Origin of the sequence: Streptococcus sp. CF8_St5-17 (assembly GCF_024295665.1) — a bacterium.
GTDB lineage: Bacteria > Bacillota > Bacilli > Lactobacillales > Streptococcaceae > Streptococcus.
This window is the reverse complement of record NZ_JANCOU010000003.1, coordinates 180253-201660: the sequence shown is the minus strand read 5'-3', so window position 1 is coordinate 201660 and position 21408 is coordinate 180253. Positions and strand designations below refer to the sequence as shown.

15 protein-coding genes are annotated in these 21408 nt (G+C 41.5%); all 15 read right to left on the bottom strand.

Annotation, left to right across the window (positions count from 1 at the left end; genetic code table 11):
* Window positions 1–337: 337 nt before the first annotated feature.
* On the bottom strand, window positions 338–1177 hold the full coding sequence (locus NMM19_RS04390) for a carbohydrate ABC transporter permease (RefSeq protein WP_004250812.1): 840 nt from the start codon (window positions 1175–1177) through the stop codon (window positions 338–340).
* Between the two features lie 16 nt (window positions 1178–1193).
* Window positions 1194–2060, bottom strand: coding sequence for a carbohydrate ABC transporter permease (locus NMM19_RS04385; RefSeq protein WP_053092415.1), 867 nt, complete (start codon window positions 2058–2060; stop codon window positions 1194–1196).
* Window positions 2061–2298: 238 nt separating this feature from the next.
* Window positions 2299–3615 carry an ABC transporter substrate-binding protein gene (locus NMM19_RS04380; RefSeq protein ID WP_254730131.1) on the bottom strand — a complete coding sequence of 439 codons (1317 nt, stop codon included), beginning with the start codon at window positions 3613–3615 and terminating at the stop codon, window positions 2299–2301.
* A gap of 116 nt (window positions 3616–3731) precedes the next feature.
* Window positions 3732–4430, bottom strand: coding sequence for an N-acetylmannosamine-6-phosphate 2-epimerase (locus NMM19_RS04375; protein ID WP_254730128.1), 699 nt, complete (start codon window positions 4428–4430; stop codon window positions 3732–3734).
* A gap of 292 nt (window positions 4431–4722) precedes the next feature.
* Entirely contained in the window at window positions 4723–8412 is a 3690-nt protein-coding gene (locus tag NMM19_RS04370) for an SIALI-17 repeat-containing surface protein (RefSeq protein ID WP_254730125.1), read from the bottom strand.
* 350 nt (window positions 8413–8762) lie between these two features.
* On the bottom strand, window positions 8763–9746 hold the full coding sequence (locus NMM19_RS04365; protein ID WP_254730123.1) for an acetylxylan esterase: 984 nt from the start codon (window positions 9744–9746) through the stop codon (window positions 8763–8765).
* Window positions 9747–10056: 310 nt separating this feature from the next.
* Window positions 10057–12072: an ATP-dependent DNA helicase RecG gene (gene recG, locus NMM19_RS04360; RefSeq protein WP_254730120.1), complete on the bottom strand. Its 2016-nt coding sequence runs from the start codon at window positions 12070–12072 to the stop codon at window positions 10057–10059.
* A 24-nt stretch (window positions 12073–12096) separates the two neighbouring features.
* Window positions 12097–13200, bottom strand: a complete 1104-nt coding sequence (gene alr, locus NMM19_RS04355) for an alanine racemase (RefSeq protein WP_178894570.1) — start codon at window positions 13198–13200, stop codon at window positions 12097–12099.
* Entirely contained in the window at window positions 13190–13552 is a 363-nt protein-coding gene (acpS, locus tag NMM19_RS04350) for a holo-ACP synthase (protein ID WP_025173302.1), read from the bottom strand. The genes alr and acpS overlap by 11 nt, the downstream gene beginning before the upstream one ends.
* A gap of 45 nt (window positions 13553–13597) precedes the next feature.
* Window positions 13598–14629: a 3-deoxy-7-phosphoheptulonate synthase gene (locus tag NMM19_RS04345; RefSeq protein ID WP_178894569.1), complete on the bottom strand. Its 1032-nt coding sequence runs from the start codon at window positions 14627–14629 to the stop codon at window positions 13598–13600.
* Between the two features lies 1 nt (window position 14630).
* Entirely contained in the window at window positions 14631–15662 is a 1032-nt protein-coding gene (locus NMM19_RS04340) for a 3-deoxy-7-phosphoheptulonate synthase (protein ID WP_178894568.1), read from the bottom strand.
* A gap of 80 nt (window positions 15663–15742) precedes the next feature.
* Window positions 15743–18256, bottom strand: coding sequence for a preprotein translocase subunit SecA (gene secA / locus NMM19_RS04335; protein ID WP_178894567.1), 2514 nt, complete (start codon window positions 18254–18256; stop codon window positions 15743–15745).
* A gap of 178 nt (window positions 18257–18434) precedes the next feature.
* On the bottom strand, window positions 18435–19028 hold the full coding sequence (locus tag NMM19_RS04330) for a LemA family protein (RefSeq protein WP_178894566.1): 594 nt from the start codon (window positions 19026–19028) through the stop codon (window positions 18435–18437).
* 38 nt (window positions 19029–19066) lie between these two features.
* On the bottom strand, window positions 19067–19906 hold the full coding sequence (locus tag NMM19_RS04325; protein WP_254730118.1) for a YgcG family protein: 840 nt from the start codon (window positions 19904–19906) through the stop codon (window positions 19067–19069).
* A 190-nt stretch (window positions 19907–20096) separates the two neighbouring features.
* Entirely contained in the window at window positions 20097–21407 is a 1311-nt protein-coding gene (gene der, locus NMM19_RS04320) for a ribosome biogenesis GTPase Der (RefSeq protein WP_004250788.1), read from the bottom strand.
* Window position 21408 lies beyond the last annotated feature (1 nt).

The window sequence follows — 21408 nt, the reverse complement described above, 5'->3', positions numbered from 1 at the left end:
AGAAAACCATGAAATGAAAGACCTAATTTTTGAGCTCCTCGCTCATTCATTTCTAGGCTCAGGCTAAAATAGTTCCCCGAACTATTTTACTCTCAAAAACTCCGTCCAAGATAAGTACAACATACTTATCTTGGATACCACTAAGATGGGAAATAACTATTCTAAATAGTAGCTAAAAAGTCAAAAATTAAGTTTATAAGTGTCTAACAAAACTTCCTGAAGTAACCAACTCCTCTCCATTTTGTAGACACTTATATATCCTGTATTCTCTTAGTCTATCAACTATACTTCTGCATACTGATAAACAGATTGTACTATATTCAATTTTCGCAGAGTATTAACCTTTAACGGCTCCCATAGTAATACCTTGAGTGAAGGATTTTTGGAAGACAAGGAAGACTGTTACGATTGGCACAGCTGCAAGAGCAGCCCCTGCCATAATTAAACCATAGTTGGTTGCCATCTCAGCCTGCATAGTCGCAACCCCGAGTGAGATGGTCAAGTTGTTACGAGATGTCAACATAACCAACTGCATGAAGTAGTCATTCCATGTATTGATGAAGGTAAAGATTGCAAGAGCTGCAAATCCTGGTTTCACAATAGGGAAGGCTACGCTCCAGAAAGTACGAATCTCACCACATCCATCGATTTTAGCAGATTCGAGCAATTCTGTTGGAATGTTTTCACTGAACTGTTTCATGAGGAAAACCCCAAATGGCCATCCGATCAAAGGCAAGATAACCGCCCAAAGAGTGTCATGGATTCCCATGAAGTTGACGATACGTACCAATGGTACAAGGACAACTTGTTTTGGAAGAGCCATGGCAGCGATAAAGATAGCGAAGAGAATGCGTTGTCCATAGAAACGTTTCTTAGCCAATACATAACCTGCTAGGGATGAAGTTGCACAAACCAAGAACATTGTTACCAATGAAATGAAGACTGAGTTCCACATCCATTGCAAGGCTGGGTTTTGCACCATCAATTGTTGGAAGTTCTCCATTGTTGGAGCTTTAGGGAACCATTGTGGTGGAATCATAATGGTATCCGGTTGTGATTTGAATGCACCTGTCAAAATCCAGTAGAATGGAAAGATAAACAGTACAGTCAATAAAAGCAAGAAGATGGTTGAAATAACAGTGAAAGCTGTTAAAGGTTTCTTTTGTGTAGATTGCATAGCTGTCTCCTTTCTATTAATATTCTACGTCGTTTCCAAGTACTTTAAATTGAACAAAGCTGACAATGGCAATCATAACTGCCAAGAATACACCAATAGTATTGGCATAGCCATACTCAGTCAATTGGAAAGCTTTTTCGTAAAGGTAGTACATGAGAGTACTTGTTGAGTAGTTTGGACCACCTGAAGTCAATAGCTGAATCAAAGCGAAACACTGGAATGAGTTGATTGTTGTAATGATTGCGATATAAAGAGTTGTTGGAAGGAGGCTTGGCCATTTAATCTTCCAGAAGACTTGTAACTCAGTTGCTCCGTCGACACGCGCCGCTTCAACAAGAGAGTTATCAATATTACCCATTGCAGCGATGTAAAGGATGATTGGCTGACCAACTGATGTTGTCAAAAGAATAATCATAATCGCCATCAAAGCCCAGTTTTTATCACCCAACCAAGAAATGTTTTGACTAATGATATGGCTTGACTTAAGCACGAAATTCAAAATACCTGATAGAGGATCATAAATCCATTTCCATACAACCGTTACGGCAACACTACCTGTTACAACAGGAAGGAAGAATACGAAACGATAGAAGGATCTAGCAACTGCATTTTGTTGGTAAGTTTGTGATGCCACAAATAGTGAGAAGAGTACAACGACTGGTACAGATCCGATAACTAAGATTACGGTATTAATCAAAGATTTTGTAAAGACAGGGTCTTTAAACATGCGGATGTAGTTGTCCAATCCTACAAACTCAAAGCTAGTCATCGAGTAGTTAAAGAAACTAGTGATGAATCCCATGATCATTGGAGCTAAGACAAAGACGGTAAAGAAGATTAATACTGGTGCTAAGAAAGCATAAGAAACAATTGTTTCTCTCATGCGAATTTTATTGACTTTCACAGTCGGCACCTCACTTTCAAATAGTTTTTGTTTTTTTTGATTGTTGTCTGACATTGATGTAAAATCAAAATGAAATTTTTTCCATGAAAAGCCTATGTAAGAACTTCATTTTAATTTTGACCTGTCAGTTCCTTACATTTTTTAAACAAAACTCCCCCTTTTCGTACACAGATGTGCACAGGGAAAAGGGGGGATTTTACTTTTTATTTAGGGCTTATTATTTAGCTGCTTTTTTGATTGTTTCATTCGCTTTTTCAGTGAATGTCTTCAAAGCTGCAGCAGGTTCTTGGTCGCCATTAGATACTGCTTGCAACATTGGGAACCATAGAGTTCTCATTTCAGCAAATCCGTCGATTGTGTTGTAGTATGGAGAGTAGTATTGAGTCCAACCACTGATAGTTTCCATACGTTTATCATCATAAAGTTTTCCAAATGAAGTACGAACTGGGAAGGCACCTGTACGAACTACGTCTTTAGGACCCCACTCTTTATCATCTGCGATGAATTGGATGAATTTCTTAGCTGCAGCGACTTTCTTTTCATCCTTGTTGTTAAATACTGCAAATCCGTTTACAAGGTACTCAAGAGCTGGTTTGCCTGAATCAGATGGGAATGGAACTTCTACCACTTCAACTTTACTTGCTTCCAACAATTTAGCTTGGATACCGTTTTGAGCTGGTGCCCAAAGGATTGTGTATGATGTTTGACCGTTTGCAAAGTTTTGGATGTCTGCTCCACCGTCAAATTGTGAACCGTTGTTCAACAAACCATCTTTAATCCAGCTAGTTGCTTTTTCAAGACCTTTGACGAACTTAGGATCGTCAGTTGTGTATTTAGTAACTTCTTTGTCTGTTACAGAACCGCCGTAAAGGTTAGCGATGAAGGCACGTGTTCCTTGGTCTCCCCCTTGACCAGAACTGAACAATGAACCTGGAGTGTATCCTTTGTCTTTAAGCGCTTTCAAAACTTTTTCAAAATCATCAGTTGTCCAACCTTCTTTAACAAGGTCAGCTACACCAGCATCTTCCAACATTTTCTTGTTCATAGCCATGTAGAATGGTGCAGAACTGATTGGATACATGTATGCTTTGTCACCAGCTTTACTTGCTTGAATGATGTTTTCATTGTTAACATCTTTAACAAATTCATCTGTAAAGAGGTCATTCAACTCAGCTAATTTACCATTTTTACCGTAATTAATGATACGACCTGGTGCATCGAAAAGTACATCTGGAGCAGTTCCAGCTTCAATAGCTGTTGTGATTTTTTCTGGACCAGATTTGAAGTCGATTGTTTCTAGTTTAACTTTGATATCTGGGTTTGCTTTTTCGAAAGCTTCGATGATAGATTTTTCATATGTTCCTACACCGTCACCAGATTTTTCTTGAGTGAAGACTGGGAAAGCCCACCAAGTGATTTCAGTTTTTCCTGCATCACTTGCAGCGTCTTTTTTAGCGTCTGATTTGCCACAAGCAGCAAGAGATAGAACAGCAGCACCCGCAAGTACTGTACAAGCTAGTTTTCTAAATTTCATTAGTATTCTCCTAAATGATGATAAGCGTATCCGAAACGGATAATGAGCATTGACAACTTTGTATACGTTTACATTTTGTTTTACTAATCAACCACTCTCCTCGTATTTTAATTATCTTACTTGAGACCCGCAACAAATCGTTCCGTGATCTCTTTTGGTCTAGTAATAGCGCCACCAACTACGATGCCTCGCACTCCGTAACCTAGGATTTGCTTAGCCTGTTCTGGTGTGTGAATCTTACCCTCTGCGATGACGTCTACTCCTGCATCACAAAGTTTCTTAATCAATTCAAAGTCTGGGCCATCCACTTTTGGACTATAAGACGTGTAGCCTGACAAGGTTGTTCCGACAAAGTCGATTCCCGCCTCAACTGCTGTTAGTCCTTCTTCAAATGTACTTGTGTCAGCCATCAAGAGTTGGTTTGGATATTTTTCTTTGATTTGACGGATAAATTCTTGAATCTCTAGGCCATCATGGCGTTCTCTCTTTGTACAATCAAGAGCAATCACCTCAATATCTAGAGCTGCTAGTTCATCTACTTCTTTCATGGTAGCAGTGATGAATGGTTCCTGTGGTGGATAATCACGTTTGATAATTCCGATAATCGGAAGTTTTGTGACCTCTTTGATTTCCTTAATATCCCGAACACTATTTGCTCGGATACCGACTGCTCCACCTTGCTCAGCCGCTTTGACTAGCAAGGGCATTACACCTCCCGCTTCTGTATAAAGCGGTTCGTGAGGAAGTGCCTGACAAGAAACGATGATTCCATCTTTAATCTGCTCAATCAAAGCTTCTTTACTGATTTGTGGCATCCACTTTCCTCCTTTTTTTTTTTCTTATGAGCCTATTATATATCATTTTTAAAGCGCTTTCAAGAACTTGTACTAGAATAGATTGAAGTTTCAAAACAATTTTATGAAACAGAATCTCCTGAAAGTAGTTTCAGGGAGAACTGCCCGAGTTAAATTCTCCTTTCATCCGCTTATTTCTACTAGAATATTCGCTTTCTGCAAACAAAAGAGCCTGTAACGAATGAACGTTACAGACCCTTCTAATATAAGTCTAAACCTTTTTTATAGAGACTTTTTAGATTCAATGTTGCCATTAATCTTCTTTTTTCTTAGCCATTCCAAACAAGCCGAGAAGCATTCCAACCATTCCTACAGATACTAGAGGAGTAGAAACTTCACTTCCTGTTGCAGGGAGGGTTGGTTGTTGTGGTTGAGCTGCTGGAGCTTGATATGTCTTGTCTTGCTGTGCCACTAAAGTGACAAGTGGTTTTTCTTCACCCTTATATTCTGGAGCTTCATTGACTGCTGCTTGAACTGCATTTACTCCGCCTGTGAATTCTGGAAGTTCATGCTTAAGCGCTTGAACTGCATTTGCTCCACCTGTGAATTCTGGAAGCTCATTTTTGAGCGCTTCAACTGCATTTACTCCGCCTGTGAATTCTGGAAGCTCATGAACTGCAGCTTCGACTGCATTAACACCTCCTTCGAATTCTGGGATTTCCACCGTTGGCGCTGCTTCGTCACCGACTGTTGCACTAGGTTCAGTGTACTCAGGGAGCTCTGTTACAACCGCTTCGTCGTCATTGACACCACCTTCGAATTCTGGGATTTCTACTGTTGGTGCTGCTTCATCACCGACTGTTGCACTAGGTTCAGTATACTCAGGGAGCTCAGCCACAGCTGCTTCGTCGCCATTGACACCTCCTTCGAATTCTGGGATTTCTACTGTTGGTGCCGCTTCATCACCTGCAGTTCCAATAGCTTCAGTGTACTCAGGAAGTTCTGTTACAGCTGCTTCTTCGCCATTGACACCACCTGTGGTTTCCGGAACTTCTACTGTTGGTGCTGGCTCGTCGCCCACTGTTCCAATAGCTTCTGTATACTCAGGTGTCTCTGTTACAGCTGCTTCTTCGCCATTTACGCCACCTTCGAATTCTGGGACTTCATGAACTGCCGGTTCCCCTTTTGAGGTCTCCACTGGATTATATTCTGGAACTTCATGTACTGCCACTTCGTCACCATTGACGCCTCCAGTGAACTCTGGAACTTCATGAATGGCAGGTTCTTTACCATTAATTCCACCAGGGATTCCTGCATCTTCAAGGCTAACTGGCAAATTATGCATGCTCTCAATCGCACCATCAACTATCTCTGTAACTTCTTGGCCAATATCTTCTTTTTTGACAACAAATAGCAGTGTTTTTGTATCGTACTGAGTTAAGAAGGTTGCTAGGTTTCCATTCGCTAATTTAAGAACAGGAGCTTGGTTTACCAAGACTTCTGAATCAAATTCTAGTGCAACAATATTGTTACCCATATCTACTGCACTTTTTACTTTTGCTTTAGTTGGTGCAACCATATCTTTGCTCAAGAAATTCCAGTTGAATTTCTTATAAGACAAAGTATATTCATTTTGATTGGCATCTGCATGTTCATAAAGTAAGCCAAATTCACCATTCCCAAGATCTTGCAATGAGTTATAGGCAAATTTACCACTTTGAATTGGATTATGTTTAAGCCAAGTTAATTCTCCGTTAGTTTCCACACGTGCCAAGTGTACCAAACCATTGTAGCGTCCTGGTCCACCTGCGTTACTGAGGATGATATATTCCTTACCATCTTGTACAGTATGAATAGCAGACATTTGAACGTATACGTCCTTAACATCCGCATAACGTTTTACATCTTTTTCCCAAGTTGCTCCACCGTCCTTACTTGTTGCAACCTGCAAATCTCCTGTTAATCCACGCATGAAGAGTTTGAGATCCCCATTATTCAACTGAACAACAGTTGACTCAGTATTTTGAGCACCTGGATTATTCATAGTTGAAGAGTGAATTGTTTGGTTACCTACTGGACGGTTATCATTGACTGCTTCACCTGCTTGCCAAGTTTCACCATGGTCATCTGAGTAAATAACACGTGAAGACTGAGAACCACTCAAGTAAGATACGTTATTTGTAGTATAGACTGGGATAACGAGACGACCTTTGTGAGGTCCTGAGTGCAAGGCAATCCCTGTACCAGGTCCAGTACCTAAGAAGTGCATCCAGTCCTTGCGAATACCGTATGTAATATCTTTAGGTGCAGACCATGTTTTCCCATCATCATCACTATAAGACATCCAGAGATAGTTGGTATTTGAAACTCTAAAGATATTCTTGTCACTGTATTCGAAATAGACATTGCCAATTAGTTCTTCACCCTTGTATAAATCACCCTTATCGCTATAAGCTGGTTGTTTAGGATCAACTACAACACGGTATTCTGTTTTTCTATTTTCAGGGTCAAAAACTTCACCATTTTCACGGATAGTATAACGTCCCGCATCACCTTGTTTGTACAAGACTTGGTAAACCTTATCACCGATTTGCTCATAGGCTTGTGGTGCTTTCCCTGGTAGAGAGAATACTGCCTTCCCTTCGAGGAACATATCATAAATTGAGAAGATTCTCTTGGTTTTCGGATCTTGGACTAAAGCCATGTCAATATTAACTGGTGATGGCCATTCTGGATTTTTAGCTTTCTCATTGTCACGAGGATTAGAGATGGTAATTCTATCTCCCCATGTCTTTCCATTGTCATCACTACGACGAACGACCATACCAATATCACCCCAGTCAGAGTGATGCAAGCGTCTTTCATCCGTTCCGGCAATCAAGGTACCTTTATCTGTCTTTAGAAGTGCAGGTATACGGTAACTTGCAATACCATCTTTATTTGGCTTGCGGTTCACACCACCTTCAAATACATCTAACTTTTCAGTTACTTCTGCACCTTCAGGAAGTTTTTTCGCCAATTCACCTCTTTCAAAGAACTGGCTACGTTTTTTAACTTCTTCTGGAGAAAGGGCACGATCATAAACAGTTAGATTACGGACTTTAAGATTAGCACCCCAGAAGTTTTTGCCTGTACGTTTTGTTGTTCCGATTTGTACATGATTAACATCTGGCATGTCTTGGATGAAGCGACCAGACTGAGGACTTGTGCGCGACAAGACACCATTTACATAGACGCGAACCTGACCATTTGGTTGGTCAGCATTTGGTCTTTCAACTGTAAAGGTTACAGAGTTCCACTCACCTGGCTTAATTTTCAAAGGAGCAGTTTTATAATCACCATAGAATTGGTTTCCATTTGCATCACGACCTTCAACGATAGCTGTGTTATCAAGGATGGCCATAGTGAAATACTCATTTACTTTGGTATCACTAGAAACTGAGAAGAGGTTGTAAAAACGTGGAGCAGATGCATCTGGCTTAAACTCCATATGAACGGTAGCATTCTGAAGTTTTTTCAGTTTATCAAGTTCATCATTCAAATCAACTCGTTGACCATTTGTTGCATTGGTCTCTACATCTTCTTTTTCAACGACAACACTGGCATTTTCTAATTCTCTTGCGTAGAAGTCACGTGGGACGCTACCAACTTCCTCATTCTCAGTTTCAGCTGCTGGAGTCTCTGCTGGAGTTTCAGTTTCTGTCGGTTTTTCAGAACCTGGGTTTGCTTTCAGCTCTTCACGGTTTACTTCAGTTCCTTTATCCGTCGCTTTTGCCAACTTATCAGCAAGTTCCTTATCAAGGTTAGCTAGATTTCCTGATTCTACTTCTTTTGGCAATTCTGGCAAAGCTTGTCCAGCTGTTTCACCACTGGTTGCTGGAGCTTCTTGAGCTAAAACTGGTGAAGCACCAAAAACAACTGCCCCAATGACTACTGATGCAGCTCCTACTGTAAATTTTCTAATCCCAAAACGTTGTTTCCGTTCAAAATCTCTCTGTGTCATATATTTCCTTCCATTTTCCACAAAAATAAAGCGCTTTCTTTTTTGCTTAAAAATTTTTGCCCCTAGGGCTTTGAGCAAGAAAGAAACTGTATTGTTGATGGGTTTTTCCCATTCTTTTCATCTGAATTTCTGTTGCATTTTTCTACTTTATATCTTAAAGTAAGCAACAATTTTACTCCTTTCAAATTGATACTACACTTATTATATAATAAATATTCCAAGTTTTAGCCTTAGTAATCTATAATAGAATTTACTTTCAGATATATTTCTATGTTTCAAACTTTTTGAAACTACTTTCTTTACTCCTCAACAAAGAAAGCCCTGTTTTAGCAGGGCTATTTTTCATTTTTTTAATGACCTACATAAGTAAAGGGAATCTCACTACCACACAACCAGTTGTAAACCTGGTCATTGACATGGACATTCATAGCTTCGTGGGCATATTCTGGCATGAGACGATAGCTCTTTTCACAAGTCAAACGATTGTAAATGGCAAACTGGGTAATTGGATAGCAGACATCGTCATCAAGCCCCGTAATCATTCTCACCTCGCCTTTTATTCGATGGGCAAGGTTTTTCACATCAATATAACCAAGCGTCTCCATGATCTGTTCTTCTGTTTCATGGAATGGATCATGAAACTTAAAATAACGGAAGAGTTCATCATAGGCTTCACTGGTATTCCCAATTTCTAATACTCGTCTAAAGTCTGACAAGAATGGATAGATTGCAACTGTTCGCTTGATACGTGGATTGAGCCCTGCAGCCACTAAAGCCAGCGCTCCTCCTTGCGAAGCTCCATAACTAGCCAACTGCTCTTCATCTACTTGCGGGAGACTAGCTACAATCTCAATCAATTGATAAATATCAAGATAAACATCCTTATAGAAGAGTTGCTCTTTTCCTTCTACTGCACCACGGATGATTTGCCCCTTAACTGTATTTCCGAGAGGCGAACGCAAGCCATCTTGTGAGTAACCAGATTGCCCACGAACATCCATCGATACAACCCCATAACCAGCGACGGTAAAGGCTAGCATATCTGTCCAATCCCAACAACGTCCCATATAGCCATGGAAGTGGAAAATAACTGGTACTTTCTTATCTGATTTTGGTAAGACCACACGCGCATAGACAAGGCCATCACGTGTACCTTTAAAGGTTAACTCATAGCACTTAACATTTGGAATATGAAAATCACGTTCCTCTAGTTGGTAATCTGGCAAGACCAAAACCTTGTCAATCTCACCATCCCAAAAAGCATCAAAATCCTGTGGAACTTCATCTCTTCCTTTATATGTTTTCATTTCTTCTACTAATGCTGGATTTCTCATAAAACCCTCCTTTACTTTGTAACCGTTATCATAACTGTAGCACATATGGGAAAGCAATGCAAGAAAGAAAGGGAAACGGAAAGTGGATTTAATGTCTGACCCCTGCAAGAATCCCTCTGAAAGTAGTTTTAAAAAAATAAAAAAGAGCGATTTCGCTCTTTTCTTAGTATTTAGGAGAAGGTTGAATTTCCTTTTGAAATGTCTTTTGGTAATTTACTTCAATTGTCATGAGAGAGTCCTCGTTTCTTTTTGATGACTCTAGTATAGATACTCACCCTAAAAGCAAACTTAATATTATCTTAGAAAATGCTTAATCTAGATATTCTTTCTTTTCTAGATGTAAGGCAATCATGTGCCACTCTGGATCCTCTCGCCAGTTAGGGAGAGAACTGATATAGCTTGCTACCTTTCTAGCTTCCTCAAGGATTGGGAAGTCTTCGATGATATCAGCTACATGAAACTCTGGTAGACCCGACTGTTTGGTCCCAAAGATTTCTCCAGAGCCTCGCATTTTCAAATCTTCCTCCGCAAGGACAAAACCGTTGGTCGTTTCTGTCATGATACGCATGCGGTCTTTCCCAGAATCAGTTTTTGGATTGGCCACTAGAACTGCGTAGGACTGCTTGTCCCCACGACCGACACGACCTCTGAGCTGGTGAAGTTGACTAAGTCCGAAACGGTCAGCATCCATGATAATCATGACTGTCGCATTGGGAACATTGACCCCGACCTCGATAACCGTTGTAGAGACCAGGATATCTGTCTTTCTCTCTTTGAAATCCTGCATAATCTGGTCTTTTTCATCACTCTTCATCTTCCCATGCAAGAGCGCAACTTTTGCTTTCCCAGCAAAATGAGTTGTTAACTCCTCTGACAAATCAATAGCATTTTTCAGATCAAGAGCTTCAGACTCCTCAATCAATGGAGAGATAACATAGGCTTGAGAACCTTTCTGAATTTCTCCCTCGAGCCAAGTCAAAACCTGTGGCAGTTGCTCATGCTTAATCCAACGTGTCACAATCGGTTTACGTCCAGCTGGCATCTGGTCAATAATGGAAACATCCATATCTCCAAAGGCTGTGATGGCTAAGGTTCGTGGAATGGGAGTTGCCGTCATCATGAGGACATCTGGATTTTCTCCTTTTTCACGTAAAATACGCCTTTGCCCGACTCCAAAACGGTGTTGCTCGTCGATGATAATCAAGCCGAGTCGGGCATAGTCCACGCCGTCTTGTATAAGAGCATGGGTACCGATGATCACATCTACCCCGCCCTTGGCAATGGTCTCCAAAACCATGCGTTTTTCTGCAGCTTTCAATGAACCTGTCAGGAGAGCTAATTTCAAATCAGGAAAGAGATTCTCTAGACTTTCAAAATGCTGCTCTGCAAGAATCTCTGTTGGAACCATGAGGGCAGCCTGGTAACCAGCCGTTACAGCAGCATACATGGCAAGACCTGCAACCACTGTCTTCCCGCTTCCTACATCACCTTGTAAGAGTCGATTCATGTGGTGGTCCGACTTCATATCTGTTAGGATTTCTTGCAGGCTTTTTTCTTGGGCTTGGGTCAGAGCAAAGGGTAACTTCTCTTTTACTGCCGTTAGTTTTTCCTGGGACCAATTCAAGACCAGGCCACTTCCATCAACCTTATTTTCAGACTTGAGGGTCTGTAATTGCATTTGGAAATAAAAGAGCTCCTCAAACTTGATTCGACGGAGAGCCTGCTTGTATTCTGCCAAATCCTTAGGAAAATGCATGGCACGCACAGACTGACTTCGGGGCATGAGTTTGTATTTATCTAGCAAAGACTGAGGGAGATTTTCCTCTATCAAGAGATCCAGTCCTTGATCAAAGGCGGTCTTGATGGCCTTAACAAGTCCTGCTTGACTGATACCTTGTGCGAGACGATAGACTGGTTGAAGGTCGTCCTCCACTTGGGCTAAAACCTTCATCCCTGTTAGACTAGCCTTAGCACGATCCCACTTGCCAAAGACAGCTAGAGTCGCTCCTAGCTCAATCTTATCAGCCAGGTAGGGTTGATTAAAGAAGTTAACGGCAAACACAACCTCCCCCTGCTTGAGGCTAAAGCGTAGGCGATTGCGCTTAAAACCATAATACTGAACACTAGCTGGCGTCACCACCTGACCAGACAGGACTGCCTTCTCACCGTCTTCTAGCTCTAGCACCTGCTTGGTCTTAAAATCTTCATAACGGAAAGGAAAGTAAAGCAAGAGGTCTTGCAGGTTTTCAATTCCTAGTTTGGTATATTTCTCTGCAGATTTTGGTCCCACACCAGGCAAGACATGCAAGGGTTGATGTAAATTCATGCTCCTCTCCTTTCCTTCTGTTTCTTAATAATATTCTCTTGGAACTCGATCACTGAGGAGACAAACTACCTCATAATTAATCGTTCCTCGGTAGACTGCCACATCTGTTGCAGTAATCTCCTTGTCACCGTCTGAGCCAATTAAAGTTACCTTGGTACCCAATGGGTAAAGCTTAGGTAAGCGAATGGTGATTTGGTCCATGGATACACGCCCTACAATGGGGCACAATTGTCCATCCACCAGCACTGAGAAATTCTGCATATCTCGTGTCCAACCATCCGCATAACCGATTGGCAAGGTGGCAATAACTTGTTCACTGTCTGCCTGATAGGTCGCTCCGTAGCCCATACAAGCTCCAGCCTCTACTGTTTTGACATGAACGATGGCTGTTCCCAAAGTCAGGGCTGGTTTTAGTTCATAAGGCAATTCTAAAACTTGTCCACTTGGATTGAGACCATACATAGAGTCCCCCATGCGAACAGCATTGAAAATCGTTTCCGCATGCCATAAAGTAGTTGCGGAGTTACTCGCATGGACTAGTTCAGGGACTTCTTGCAAGCCTGCGATTATTCCCTTGAAACATTCCAACTGTTGTTTAAAGTAGCTATCTGACTCTTCATCTGCAGTTGCAAAATGGGTAAAGATTCCCTCAACATTTGCTCCATGTTCCTTGAGTAAAGTTTGAGCTTGTGCGGCCTCGCTTGCACTTCTAAAACCAATTCGTCCCATACCTGAGTCAATCTTAAGGTGAACGGTTAAACCAGCTAAGTCTGGCTCTGTAGCTATGAGTTTCTGGACCCATCCCAATCCTGCCACTGTTAAGGTAATGGCATACTCCTTAGCCAGTGAAAGAGATTCAACCTCAGATACTCCCAAAATAAGAATCTTCTTAGCGATACCTACCTGACGGAGTTCGATGGCTTCATCAATATTCGAAACGCAAAAGCCGTCAACATCATCCTGAATGGCTGTTGCAACAGCTACCGCTCCGTGTCCGTAGGCATTGGCTTTTACAACTGCCCATTTGAGGGTATCTTTGGGAATGTGCGCTCCCATTTGTTGGATATTGTAGCGGATAGCTCCCAGATCGATGAGGGCTTTAGTTGGTCTATGTGGACTAGTTTTCATGATTCTCCTCCAAAATAACACTAGCTGTCACAAACTGATCTGTATGGCTGATTGATAGCCAAACTTTTCCTGAAAACGGGGATTTGCTGAAGTAGGGAGCTCCTCTTTCATTGTTCAAGATTTCCAAGTCTTGAAAGCCCAACTTCCCAATTCCCGTTCCCATAGCCTTTGAGAAAGCCTCTTTAGCTGACCAACGACCAGCCAAATACTCGACCTGTCTGCGACCTTTGAGACTGGAAAAGCGCTCCATTTCCTTGTCTGTCAAGACACGCTGGGCAAAACCTTTTCTTTTTTCAACTGCATTTTGTATGGAAGCTAATTCTTCAATATCAATTCCGTGTCCAACTATCATTTTTATCAAAAGGAGTTGAGATACCCCCAACTCCATCCTTTTCACTTATTTTGTTAAGGTAGTATAGATTTCTTCTACCAAGGCAACTGTGTTTTCCCATCCTAAACATGGGTCTGTAATGGAACGTCCAAAGATTTCTGGCTGGTTTTGGCGACCATCTGCTAAGTAGGATTCAATCATGAAGCCTCGAACTGTCTTCTTGATTTTTTCATTCCAGTCACGATTGAGCAAAGATTGACGAACAATTCGAACTTGCTCCATATATTGTTTCCCTGAATTATCATGGTTGGTATCAATCATGATAAAGGGATTTTCGAGCCCCATAGACTCGTAACGTCCAATAGCATCTAGAAGAGTTTCGTAGTAGAAGTTAGGTTCATTTTTCCCGTATTCATTCAAAGCACCGCGAAGGATGACGTGAGCCAAGGGATTTCCTGAGGTTTCAACTTCTTGGCCATGAAAGAGAAAGGTTTGTTTGTTTTGTGCTGCATAAACGGCATTAAACATCACAGATAGATTCCCAGAAGTTGGGTTTTTCATCCCTACTGGTGCGTCAATTCCCGAAGCTACAAAACGGTGTTCTTGGTCTTCTACTGAACGCGCACCTACTGCATGATAACTCACCAAGTCATCAACTAAGACCAGATTGGCTGGATACAGCATTTCATCTGCTGTAGTCAATCCGGTTTCTGTAATCACTCGATAATGAAGTTGACGAACAGCCTGCAAACCATTAATCAAGCTTGGAGCCTTCGAAGTATCTGGCTGATGAACCAAGCCCTTGTAGCCATCTCCATTGGTACGTGGCTTTGCAGTATATACACGCATAACCATGAAAATCTTATCCGCCACTTTTTTCTGCAAGTCTGCCAAACGACGAGCATACTCAAGTACTGCTTCTTCATTATCAGACGAACAAGGCCCAATGACCAGAAGGATACGATCATCCTTACCTGAAATGATATCTGCTAGTTCCTGGTCACGACTTTCCTTATGTTGCAATGCTTCTGCAGATAGCTGTGTTTCCGCCTTAATCGCTTCAATATCGATTTCTTGACCTTTCTCGATAAATGCCATATTAGTCTCCTAGTCTTTGGTAGATTTCGCGAACAAGAGCTTCAGTATTTTCCCATCCTAGACATGGATCGGTGATAGATTTTCCAAAGACTTCTGGTTCATTTTGACGACCGTCTTCTAGATAAGACTCAACCATGAAACCACGGACATATTTTTTAATCTTTTCATTCCAATCACGGTTAATCAGAGTCTGACGAACGATACGAATCTGCTCCATATACTGTTTACCTGAGTTATCATGGTTGGTATCAATAATAATGAATGGATTTTCAAGGCCCATCTTTTCATACTGAGCAATAGTATCCATCAAATTATCGTAGTAGTAGTTTGGAATGTTTTTCCCGTACTCGTTAAGAGCTCCACGGAGAATAGCATGCGATAAAGGATTTCCAGTAGTTTCGACTTCTTTCCCTAAGAAAAGGAAACTCTGCTTGTTTTGAGCCGCATAAATACCGTTGAACATAACATTGAGATTTCCAGAGGTTGGATTTTTAAAACCTGTTGCAAAATCTGCTCCACTAGCTACAAAACGGTGTTGTTGGTCTTCAACCGAACGGGCTCCAACTGCCATGTAAGAAATCAAATCATCTACCAAAGGAAGGTTCTCTGGGTACAACATCTCATCTGCTGTTGTCATTCCTGTTTCAGAAATAACACGGTAGTGCAAATGACGAACTGCCTTGATCCCATTGATGAGGCTAGGTGCTTCTTTGGCATTTGGTTGGTGAATCAAGCCCTTATATCCGTCACCGTTAGTACGTGGTTTAGCAGTATAGACGCGCATGACCATAAAGACGCGGTCTTTGACTTCTTCCTGAAGTTTTGACAAACGCTTGGCATACTCAAGAACTGCCTCTTCATTGTCAGACGAGCAAGGACCAATCACTAACAAGATGCGTTGGTCTTCCCCACGAATAATTGCTTCAAGCTCTTGATCACGTTGGAGTTTGTTCGCAAGTACTTGTCCTTCTAGTTTAGATAAACTACGAACTTCATCAATATTAATTTTAGGGCTTTTTGCTGTAAATACCATTATCCATCTCCTTATAAAGCAAACGGACGCCAAGCGAAAATTCACTTTTCACTAGGCATCCGCCTGAAAATTAGTCATTCTTAACGTCGTTTACCGTGACAGTTTTTAAATTTCTTACCAGATCCACATGGGCATAAGTCATTACGTTTTACTTGACTGAGGTCCAAATCAGCTGGAAGACTTGTTTGTTGCGCAGCAATATTTCGAGTTGCTGTCGTACTAATATGATGTTCGGTTTGTGGTCGTTCTTGTTCATGAATTTGTGCTTTCATCATCAAGCGAGTCACATCAAACTCAATCGAACCAATCATATCATTAAACATACGGAAGCCTTCCGCTTGATATTCCACGACAGGGTTGTTTTGTGCATAACCACGAAGACCAACAGCATTTCTCAACTGATCAAGGGCATCGATATGGTCAGTCCACTTGTTATCTACAACACGTAGAATCAAGACTTTCTGGAATTCTTTCACTGCTTCTTCGTCACGAAGTTTAGCAACTTGGCTATCGTAGACTTTCAATGCACGTTGGTATAATTCATCCTTGATAGCTTGGTCTGATAAACCTTCTAGGTCTGAAAGTGAAATTGAATCTTCTGGAAGCAAATTGTACTTCGCAAAGTTCAAGATTGCTTCGAGTTTTTCATCTTGTTTAGAACGAGCATGGCCATCTACAATACGTCCAATCGTACGACGAATCATAGCATGAATCTCAGGAGCCAAGTCACGATCTGCAGTGATGACATCATAACGTTGCGCGTAGATAATCTCACGTTGTTCACGCATGACATCGTCATATTGAAGGACTTGTTTACGAGTATCGTAGTTGTTTCCTTCAACACGTTTTTGCGCTGCTTCGACCTGACGTGTCAACATACGAGATTCGATGGCTTCGTCAGACATATTAAGACGTTCAAAGACACCTTTCAAACGTTCTGAACCAAAACGTTTCATCAAATCATCTTCAAGCGACAAGTAGAATTGTGACTCACCTGGGTCACCTTGACGACCTGAACGTCCACGAAGCTGATTATCGATACGACGGCTCTCATGACGCTCTGTACCGATAACACAAAGTCCACCAAGCTCACGAACACCTTCACCAAGCTTAATATCGGTACCACGACCGGCCATGTTGGTTGCGATAGTGATAGCACCACGTTGACCAGCATTCATGATGATTTGCGCTTCTCTGTAGTGGTTCTTAGCATTCAATACTTCGTGAGGTACGCCTGCTTCAACCAATTTTTTAGAAAGAAAATCACTGGTTTCAACGGCAACAGTACCTACCAAGACAGGCTGACCTTTTTGGTAACGCGCCTTAACATCTTCAACGACAGCCTTGAATTTTGCATCGAGACTAGCGTAAAGAAGGTCTGAATGGTCGATACGTTGGATCGGACGGTTAGTAGGAATTGGAATAACACGGATGTTGTAGATTTCGCGGAATTCTTCTTCTTCTGTTTTACCAGTACCAGTCATACCTGCCAATTTTTTATACATACGGAAAAGGTTTTGGTAGGTAATCGATGCTGATGTCTTGGTTTCATCTTGGATTGGCACACCTTCTTTAGCTTCAATCGCTTGGTGCAAACCATCAGAGTAACGACGACCTTCCATGGTACGACCTGTAAATTGGTCGACAATCAAGATTTCTTGTTCTTCGCTGACCACATAGTCAATATCAAGAATCATGATGTAGTTGGCACGAAGGGCGTTGTCGATAAAGTGAGTCAAAGCCACATTTTCGATATCATAAAGGTTTTCTAGTTTGAAGTAGCTTTCAGCCTTGTCAATACCTGAGTCAGACAAACCGATTGTCTTAGACTGAATATCAATGATGTAGTCATCTTTATCCAAAGACTTCACAAAATGGTCAGCCATGTGGTAGAGTTGACTTGTTTCAACTGCATTAGCTCCTGAAACGATCAATGGTGTACGAGCTTCGTCGATCAAGATAGAGTCAACCTCATCGACCAAGGCATAGTTAAGTGGGCGTTGAACCATGTTCTCCGCACGAACCACCATGTTATCACGAAGATAGTCGAAACCAATTTCTGAGTTTGTTGAATACGTAATGTCACAGAGATAAGCTTCTTTTTTCTCCATTGGAGATTTTGCAGCTAGGTTAATCCCAACTGACAAACCAAGCCATGAGTACAACTCACCCATCTCAGTCGCGTCACGTTCTGTAAGGTATTCGTTGACGGTAACTACGTGTACACCTTTACCTGAAAGAGCATTTAGGTAAACAGGCATTGTCGCTGTCAAGGTTTTCCCTTCCCCTGTACGCATTTCTGGAACGTCACCGTGGTGAAGAACGATACCACCCATAACCTGAACCTTGTATGGGAAGAGTCCAAGAACACGCTTAGCTCCCTCACGTACAACCGCAAAGGCTTCGTACAAGAGTTGATCAAGCGTTTCACCATTTTGATAACGTTGCTTAAATTCTTCTGTCTTAGCTTGCAACTGCTCGTCTGTCAAAGCAGCCATTTCATCTGCGTATTTGAGGACTTTATCAGCCATCTTTTCTAAGCGGCGGAGTTCCCCTTTATCATTTTCGATGATTGTTTTTAATAAATTTGCCATTTTTTTCCTTACTTTAAATTCTGAATATTTTAGAATGTTCTTTTTATTGTAGCATATTTGCCCAGCTTTTTCAAGAAAGAATCCGTGTTTATACAAGCTAAAAAAGCTCATTGAGAGCCTTTTTTTGTAAATGTTCAAACTATTGCTAATCATTGATTTTCTTTTAGAAATTTCAAGCCTATTCTTTAGTTGTAGAAGTGCTAAAATCAACCTTTGGAGCTGTCTTGGCTTCTTCGCTTTCTTTAAAGGTTTCTGCCTCTTTAAAGTTCATCATGTTAGCGAAAAGAACTGCTGGGAAGCTTCTTAATTTTTGATTGTATTCTGTTGCCACTTTGTTGTAATCCTTGCGAGCTACAAAGATACGGTTTTCACTTCCAGCCAACTCCGTCATGAGTTGTTCAACGTTTTGATTGCTCTTCAATTCTGGATAGTTTTCTGTTAGCGAAATCAAACGTGAGATAGCCGAGCTCAACTCTCCTTGAGCTTCTTGGTTCTCTTTTGAAGTCACTGATCCGGTGCCAATTTTTGCTCGTGCTTCTGCGATTTGGGTAAAGACTTCTGTCTCATGGTTCATCTGTCCCTTTACAGACTCTACCAAATTTCCTATCAAGTCTGAACGACGTTGAAGGGCTGTCGCTACATCTGCCTGTGCTTGTTCGACCTTGGTTTGTTCTGAGACAAGATCGTTATAAGTGCCTACTACTGAGCAACCGCCAAGTAAGATAATAGCCAGCAAAATGCCCAACACATAAATAATTCCTTTATTTTTCATATCTAAACCTACTTATTTCCTTAATTTATACACGAACATTACCAATCATCGGATGAGCCTCCGCCATCGAAGCCTCCGCCGTCCCAGCTACTAGAGGAGTCTGATCCTGAGTCGGACCAAGATGAACCTGAGTCGGAAGAGTCACTAAACCACCATCCTCCATCAGAGGAATCTCCTCCTCGGCCACCTCCGCCGCCTCTAATAATGGCTATAAATACGATAATGAAATAAATGATTATCCCGACTCCGAACACATTGTCCATAGGGGCACTGTTCTTACGACGACTGGACGAGCTACTATTGCGACTCGATTTTTCCCCACTGATGCTATCAGAATAACGTTTGATTTCAGAGGATTCATCAGATGGAAATGTTCCACTTCCTCTATAAAACTGATTGTCCAAGCCTTTGGCAATCGCTAGAATTCCCTTACTATAGTCCCCATTTTTAAAATCTGTACGGCTGGCTGCCAAGATCTGCTTGGTTTGATAATCTGTTATCCTAATGGCGGTGTTATTACTGGTTTCAATTCTTGATTTACGGTCTTGGACAGCTACTACAATGAGGCTTCCAAAATCATCGCCTGAATAGCCAATCTTCCAAGCCCTAGCGGTTTCATTTGCTACCGTTTCAATGCTTTCTCCTTCCAGATTGTCTACGATATAGACACCTATTTGAAGCTTTTCTGCCTTTTGACTATTGGCTTCATTCAAATCACGAATCTGAGTAACTACTTCCTCTGTCAAATAATGATTTGGGTCATAAATACCGTAGTCTGGTTTTTCAGGTGCAGTGAATGCTGATAGGAAGAAAAATGCCATCAGCAATCCAAGTAGACGCACTAAGAATGGATTCTTTAACAATCTATCTTTTTTCATAATAACCTCCTTATGCAAGGAAAATTGTTTAGAGCATTATAGCATTTTGAATCTTACAAAGAAAGTACGTTTCCATTACAAAACCGTGACAAGGACCAGGAAAATGATGTTAATTTGATGACAAATGTAGCTCTACAATCTTGAACTTATCGATAAAAAAAGAAGACTAAATGCCCTCTTTTTTATCATCTTATTTCCGTTTTCTTGCAATCAGATGGATTGGTGTTCCTTCAAAGACAAAGGCCTTGCGGATTTGATTTTCCAAGAAACGCAAGTAAGAGAAGTGCATAAGTTCTTCTTCATTCACAAAGATAACAAAGGTCGGTGGTTTGGTTGCAACTTGAGTCGCATAGAAGATTTTGAGGCGTTTCCCTTTGTCTGTCGGTGTCGGGTTGATGGCAATAGCATCCATAATCACATCATTCAAAACTGCTGATGGGATACGGGTATTTTGACTCTCGCTGATTTGTTTGATCATTTCAGGCAACTTGTGAAGACGTTGCTTGGTCAAAGCCGAAACAAAGATAATCGGTGCATAAGGCAGATATTGGAACTGCTCACGGATATCCTCTTCCCAGTTTTTCATAGTATGATTATCTTTTTCAAGTGTATCCCACTTGTTAACTACGATGATCATCCCTTTACCAGCTTCGTGGGCAAATCCTGCGATACGCTTATCGTACTCACGGATGCCTTCTTCGGCATTGAGCACCATCAAAACTACATCTGAACGGTCAATAGCACGCATGGCACGCATAACTGAGTATTTCTCTGTATTTTCATAGACTTTACCAGACTTACGCATACCAGCTGTATCAATCATGGTAAATTCTTGGCCGTCAGCATCTGTAAAATGCGTATCAATGGCATCACGAGTTGTACCAGCAACGGGACTGGCAATGACGCGATCTTCTCCCAAAATGGCATTGATCAAGCTAGATTTTCCGACATTTGGGCGACCAATCAAGCTGAATTTAATGACATCTGGATTTTCATCTTCGACTTCGTGTGGGAGATTTTCGACGATAGCGTCCAATACATCCCCTGTACCAATCCCGTGTACAGATGAAATTGGCAGTGGTTCACCCAAGCCTAGTGCATAAAAATCATAGATATCATTTCGCATCTCTGGATTGTCCACCTTGTTGACTGCAAGGATGACCGGTTTATGAGTCTTATAGAGTTTACGAGCTACGTATTCGTCTGCATCTGTGATTCCTTCTTTTCCAGAAACGACAAAGACGATGACGTCTGCCTCTTCCATGGCAATCTCTGCCTGGTGCTTGATTTGTTCCATAAATGGAGCATCAACATCGTCAATCCCTCCAGTATCAATCATACTAAAAGAACGGTTGAGCCACTCACCAGTAGCATAGATACGGTCTCGTGTTACTCCTTCGACATCTTCTACGATTGAGATGCGTTCCCCTGCAATACGGTTAAACAGGGTTGATTTCCCAACATTGGGACGTCCTACAATGGCAACAGTTGGTAAGGCCATG

Bases quoted from the DNA above. Each gene is read 5' to 3' on its own strand.
- recG (WP_254730120.1), bottom strand. From the start codon at position 12,072: ATGAATTTACATCAACCCTTGCATGTCTTGCCTGGTGTGGGACCAAAA.
- der (WP_004250788.1), bottom strand. From the start codon at position 21,407: ATGGCCTTACCAACTGTTGCCATTGTAGGACGTCCCAATGTTGGGAAA.
- NMM19_RS04365 (WP_254730123.1), bottom strand. From the start codon at position 9,746: ATGAGAAATCCAGCATTAGTAGAAGAAATGAAAACATATAAAGGAAGA.
- NMM19_RS04330 (WP_178894566.1), bottom strand. From the start codon at position 19,028: ATGAAAAATAAAGGAATTATTTATGTGTTGGGCATTTTGCTGGCTATT.
- NMM19_RS04340 (WP_178894568.1), bottom strand. From the start codon at position 15,662: ATGGTATTTACAGCAAAAAGCCCTAAAATTAATATTGATGAAGTTCGT.
- NMM19_RS04375 (WP_254730128.1), bottom strand. From the start codon at position 4,430: ATGCCACAAATCAGTAAAGAAGCTTTGATTGAGCAGATTAAAGATGGA.
- NMM19_RS04345 (WP_178894569.1), bottom strand. From the start codon at position 14,629: ATGGCATTTATCGAGAAAGGTCAAGAAATCGATATTGAAGCGATTAAG.
- secA (WP_178894567.1), bottom strand. From the start codon at position 18,256: ATGGCAAATTTATTAAAAACAATCATCGAAAATGATAAAGGGGAACTC.
- NMM19_RS04370 (WP_254730125.1), bottom strand. From the start codon at position 8,412: ATGACACAGAGAGATTTTGAACGGAAACAACGTTTTGGGATTAGAAAA.
- acpS (WP_025173302.1), bottom strand. From the start codon at position 13,552: ATGATAGTTGGACACGGAATTGATATTGAAGAATTAGCTTCCATACAA.
- NMM19_RS04380 (WP_254730131.1), bottom strand. From the start codon at position 3,615: ATGAAATTTAGAAAACTAGCTTGTACAGTACTTGCGGGTGCTGCTGTT.
- NMM19_RS04390 (WP_004250812.1), bottom strand. From the start codon at position 1,177: ATGCAATCTACACAAAAGAAACCTTTAACAGCTTTCACTGTTATTTCA.
- alr (WP_178894570.1), bottom strand. From the start codon at position 13,200: ATGAAAACTAGTCCACATAGACCAACTAAAGCCCTCATCGATCTGGGA.
- NMM19_RS04325 (WP_254730118.1), bottom strand. From the start codon at position 19,906: ATGAAAAAAGATAGATTGTTAAAGAATCCATTCTTAGTGCGTCTACTT.
- NMM19_RS04385 (WP_053092415.1), bottom strand. From the start codon at position 2,060: ATGAGAGAAACAATTGTTTCTTATGCTTTCTTAGCACCAGTATTAATC.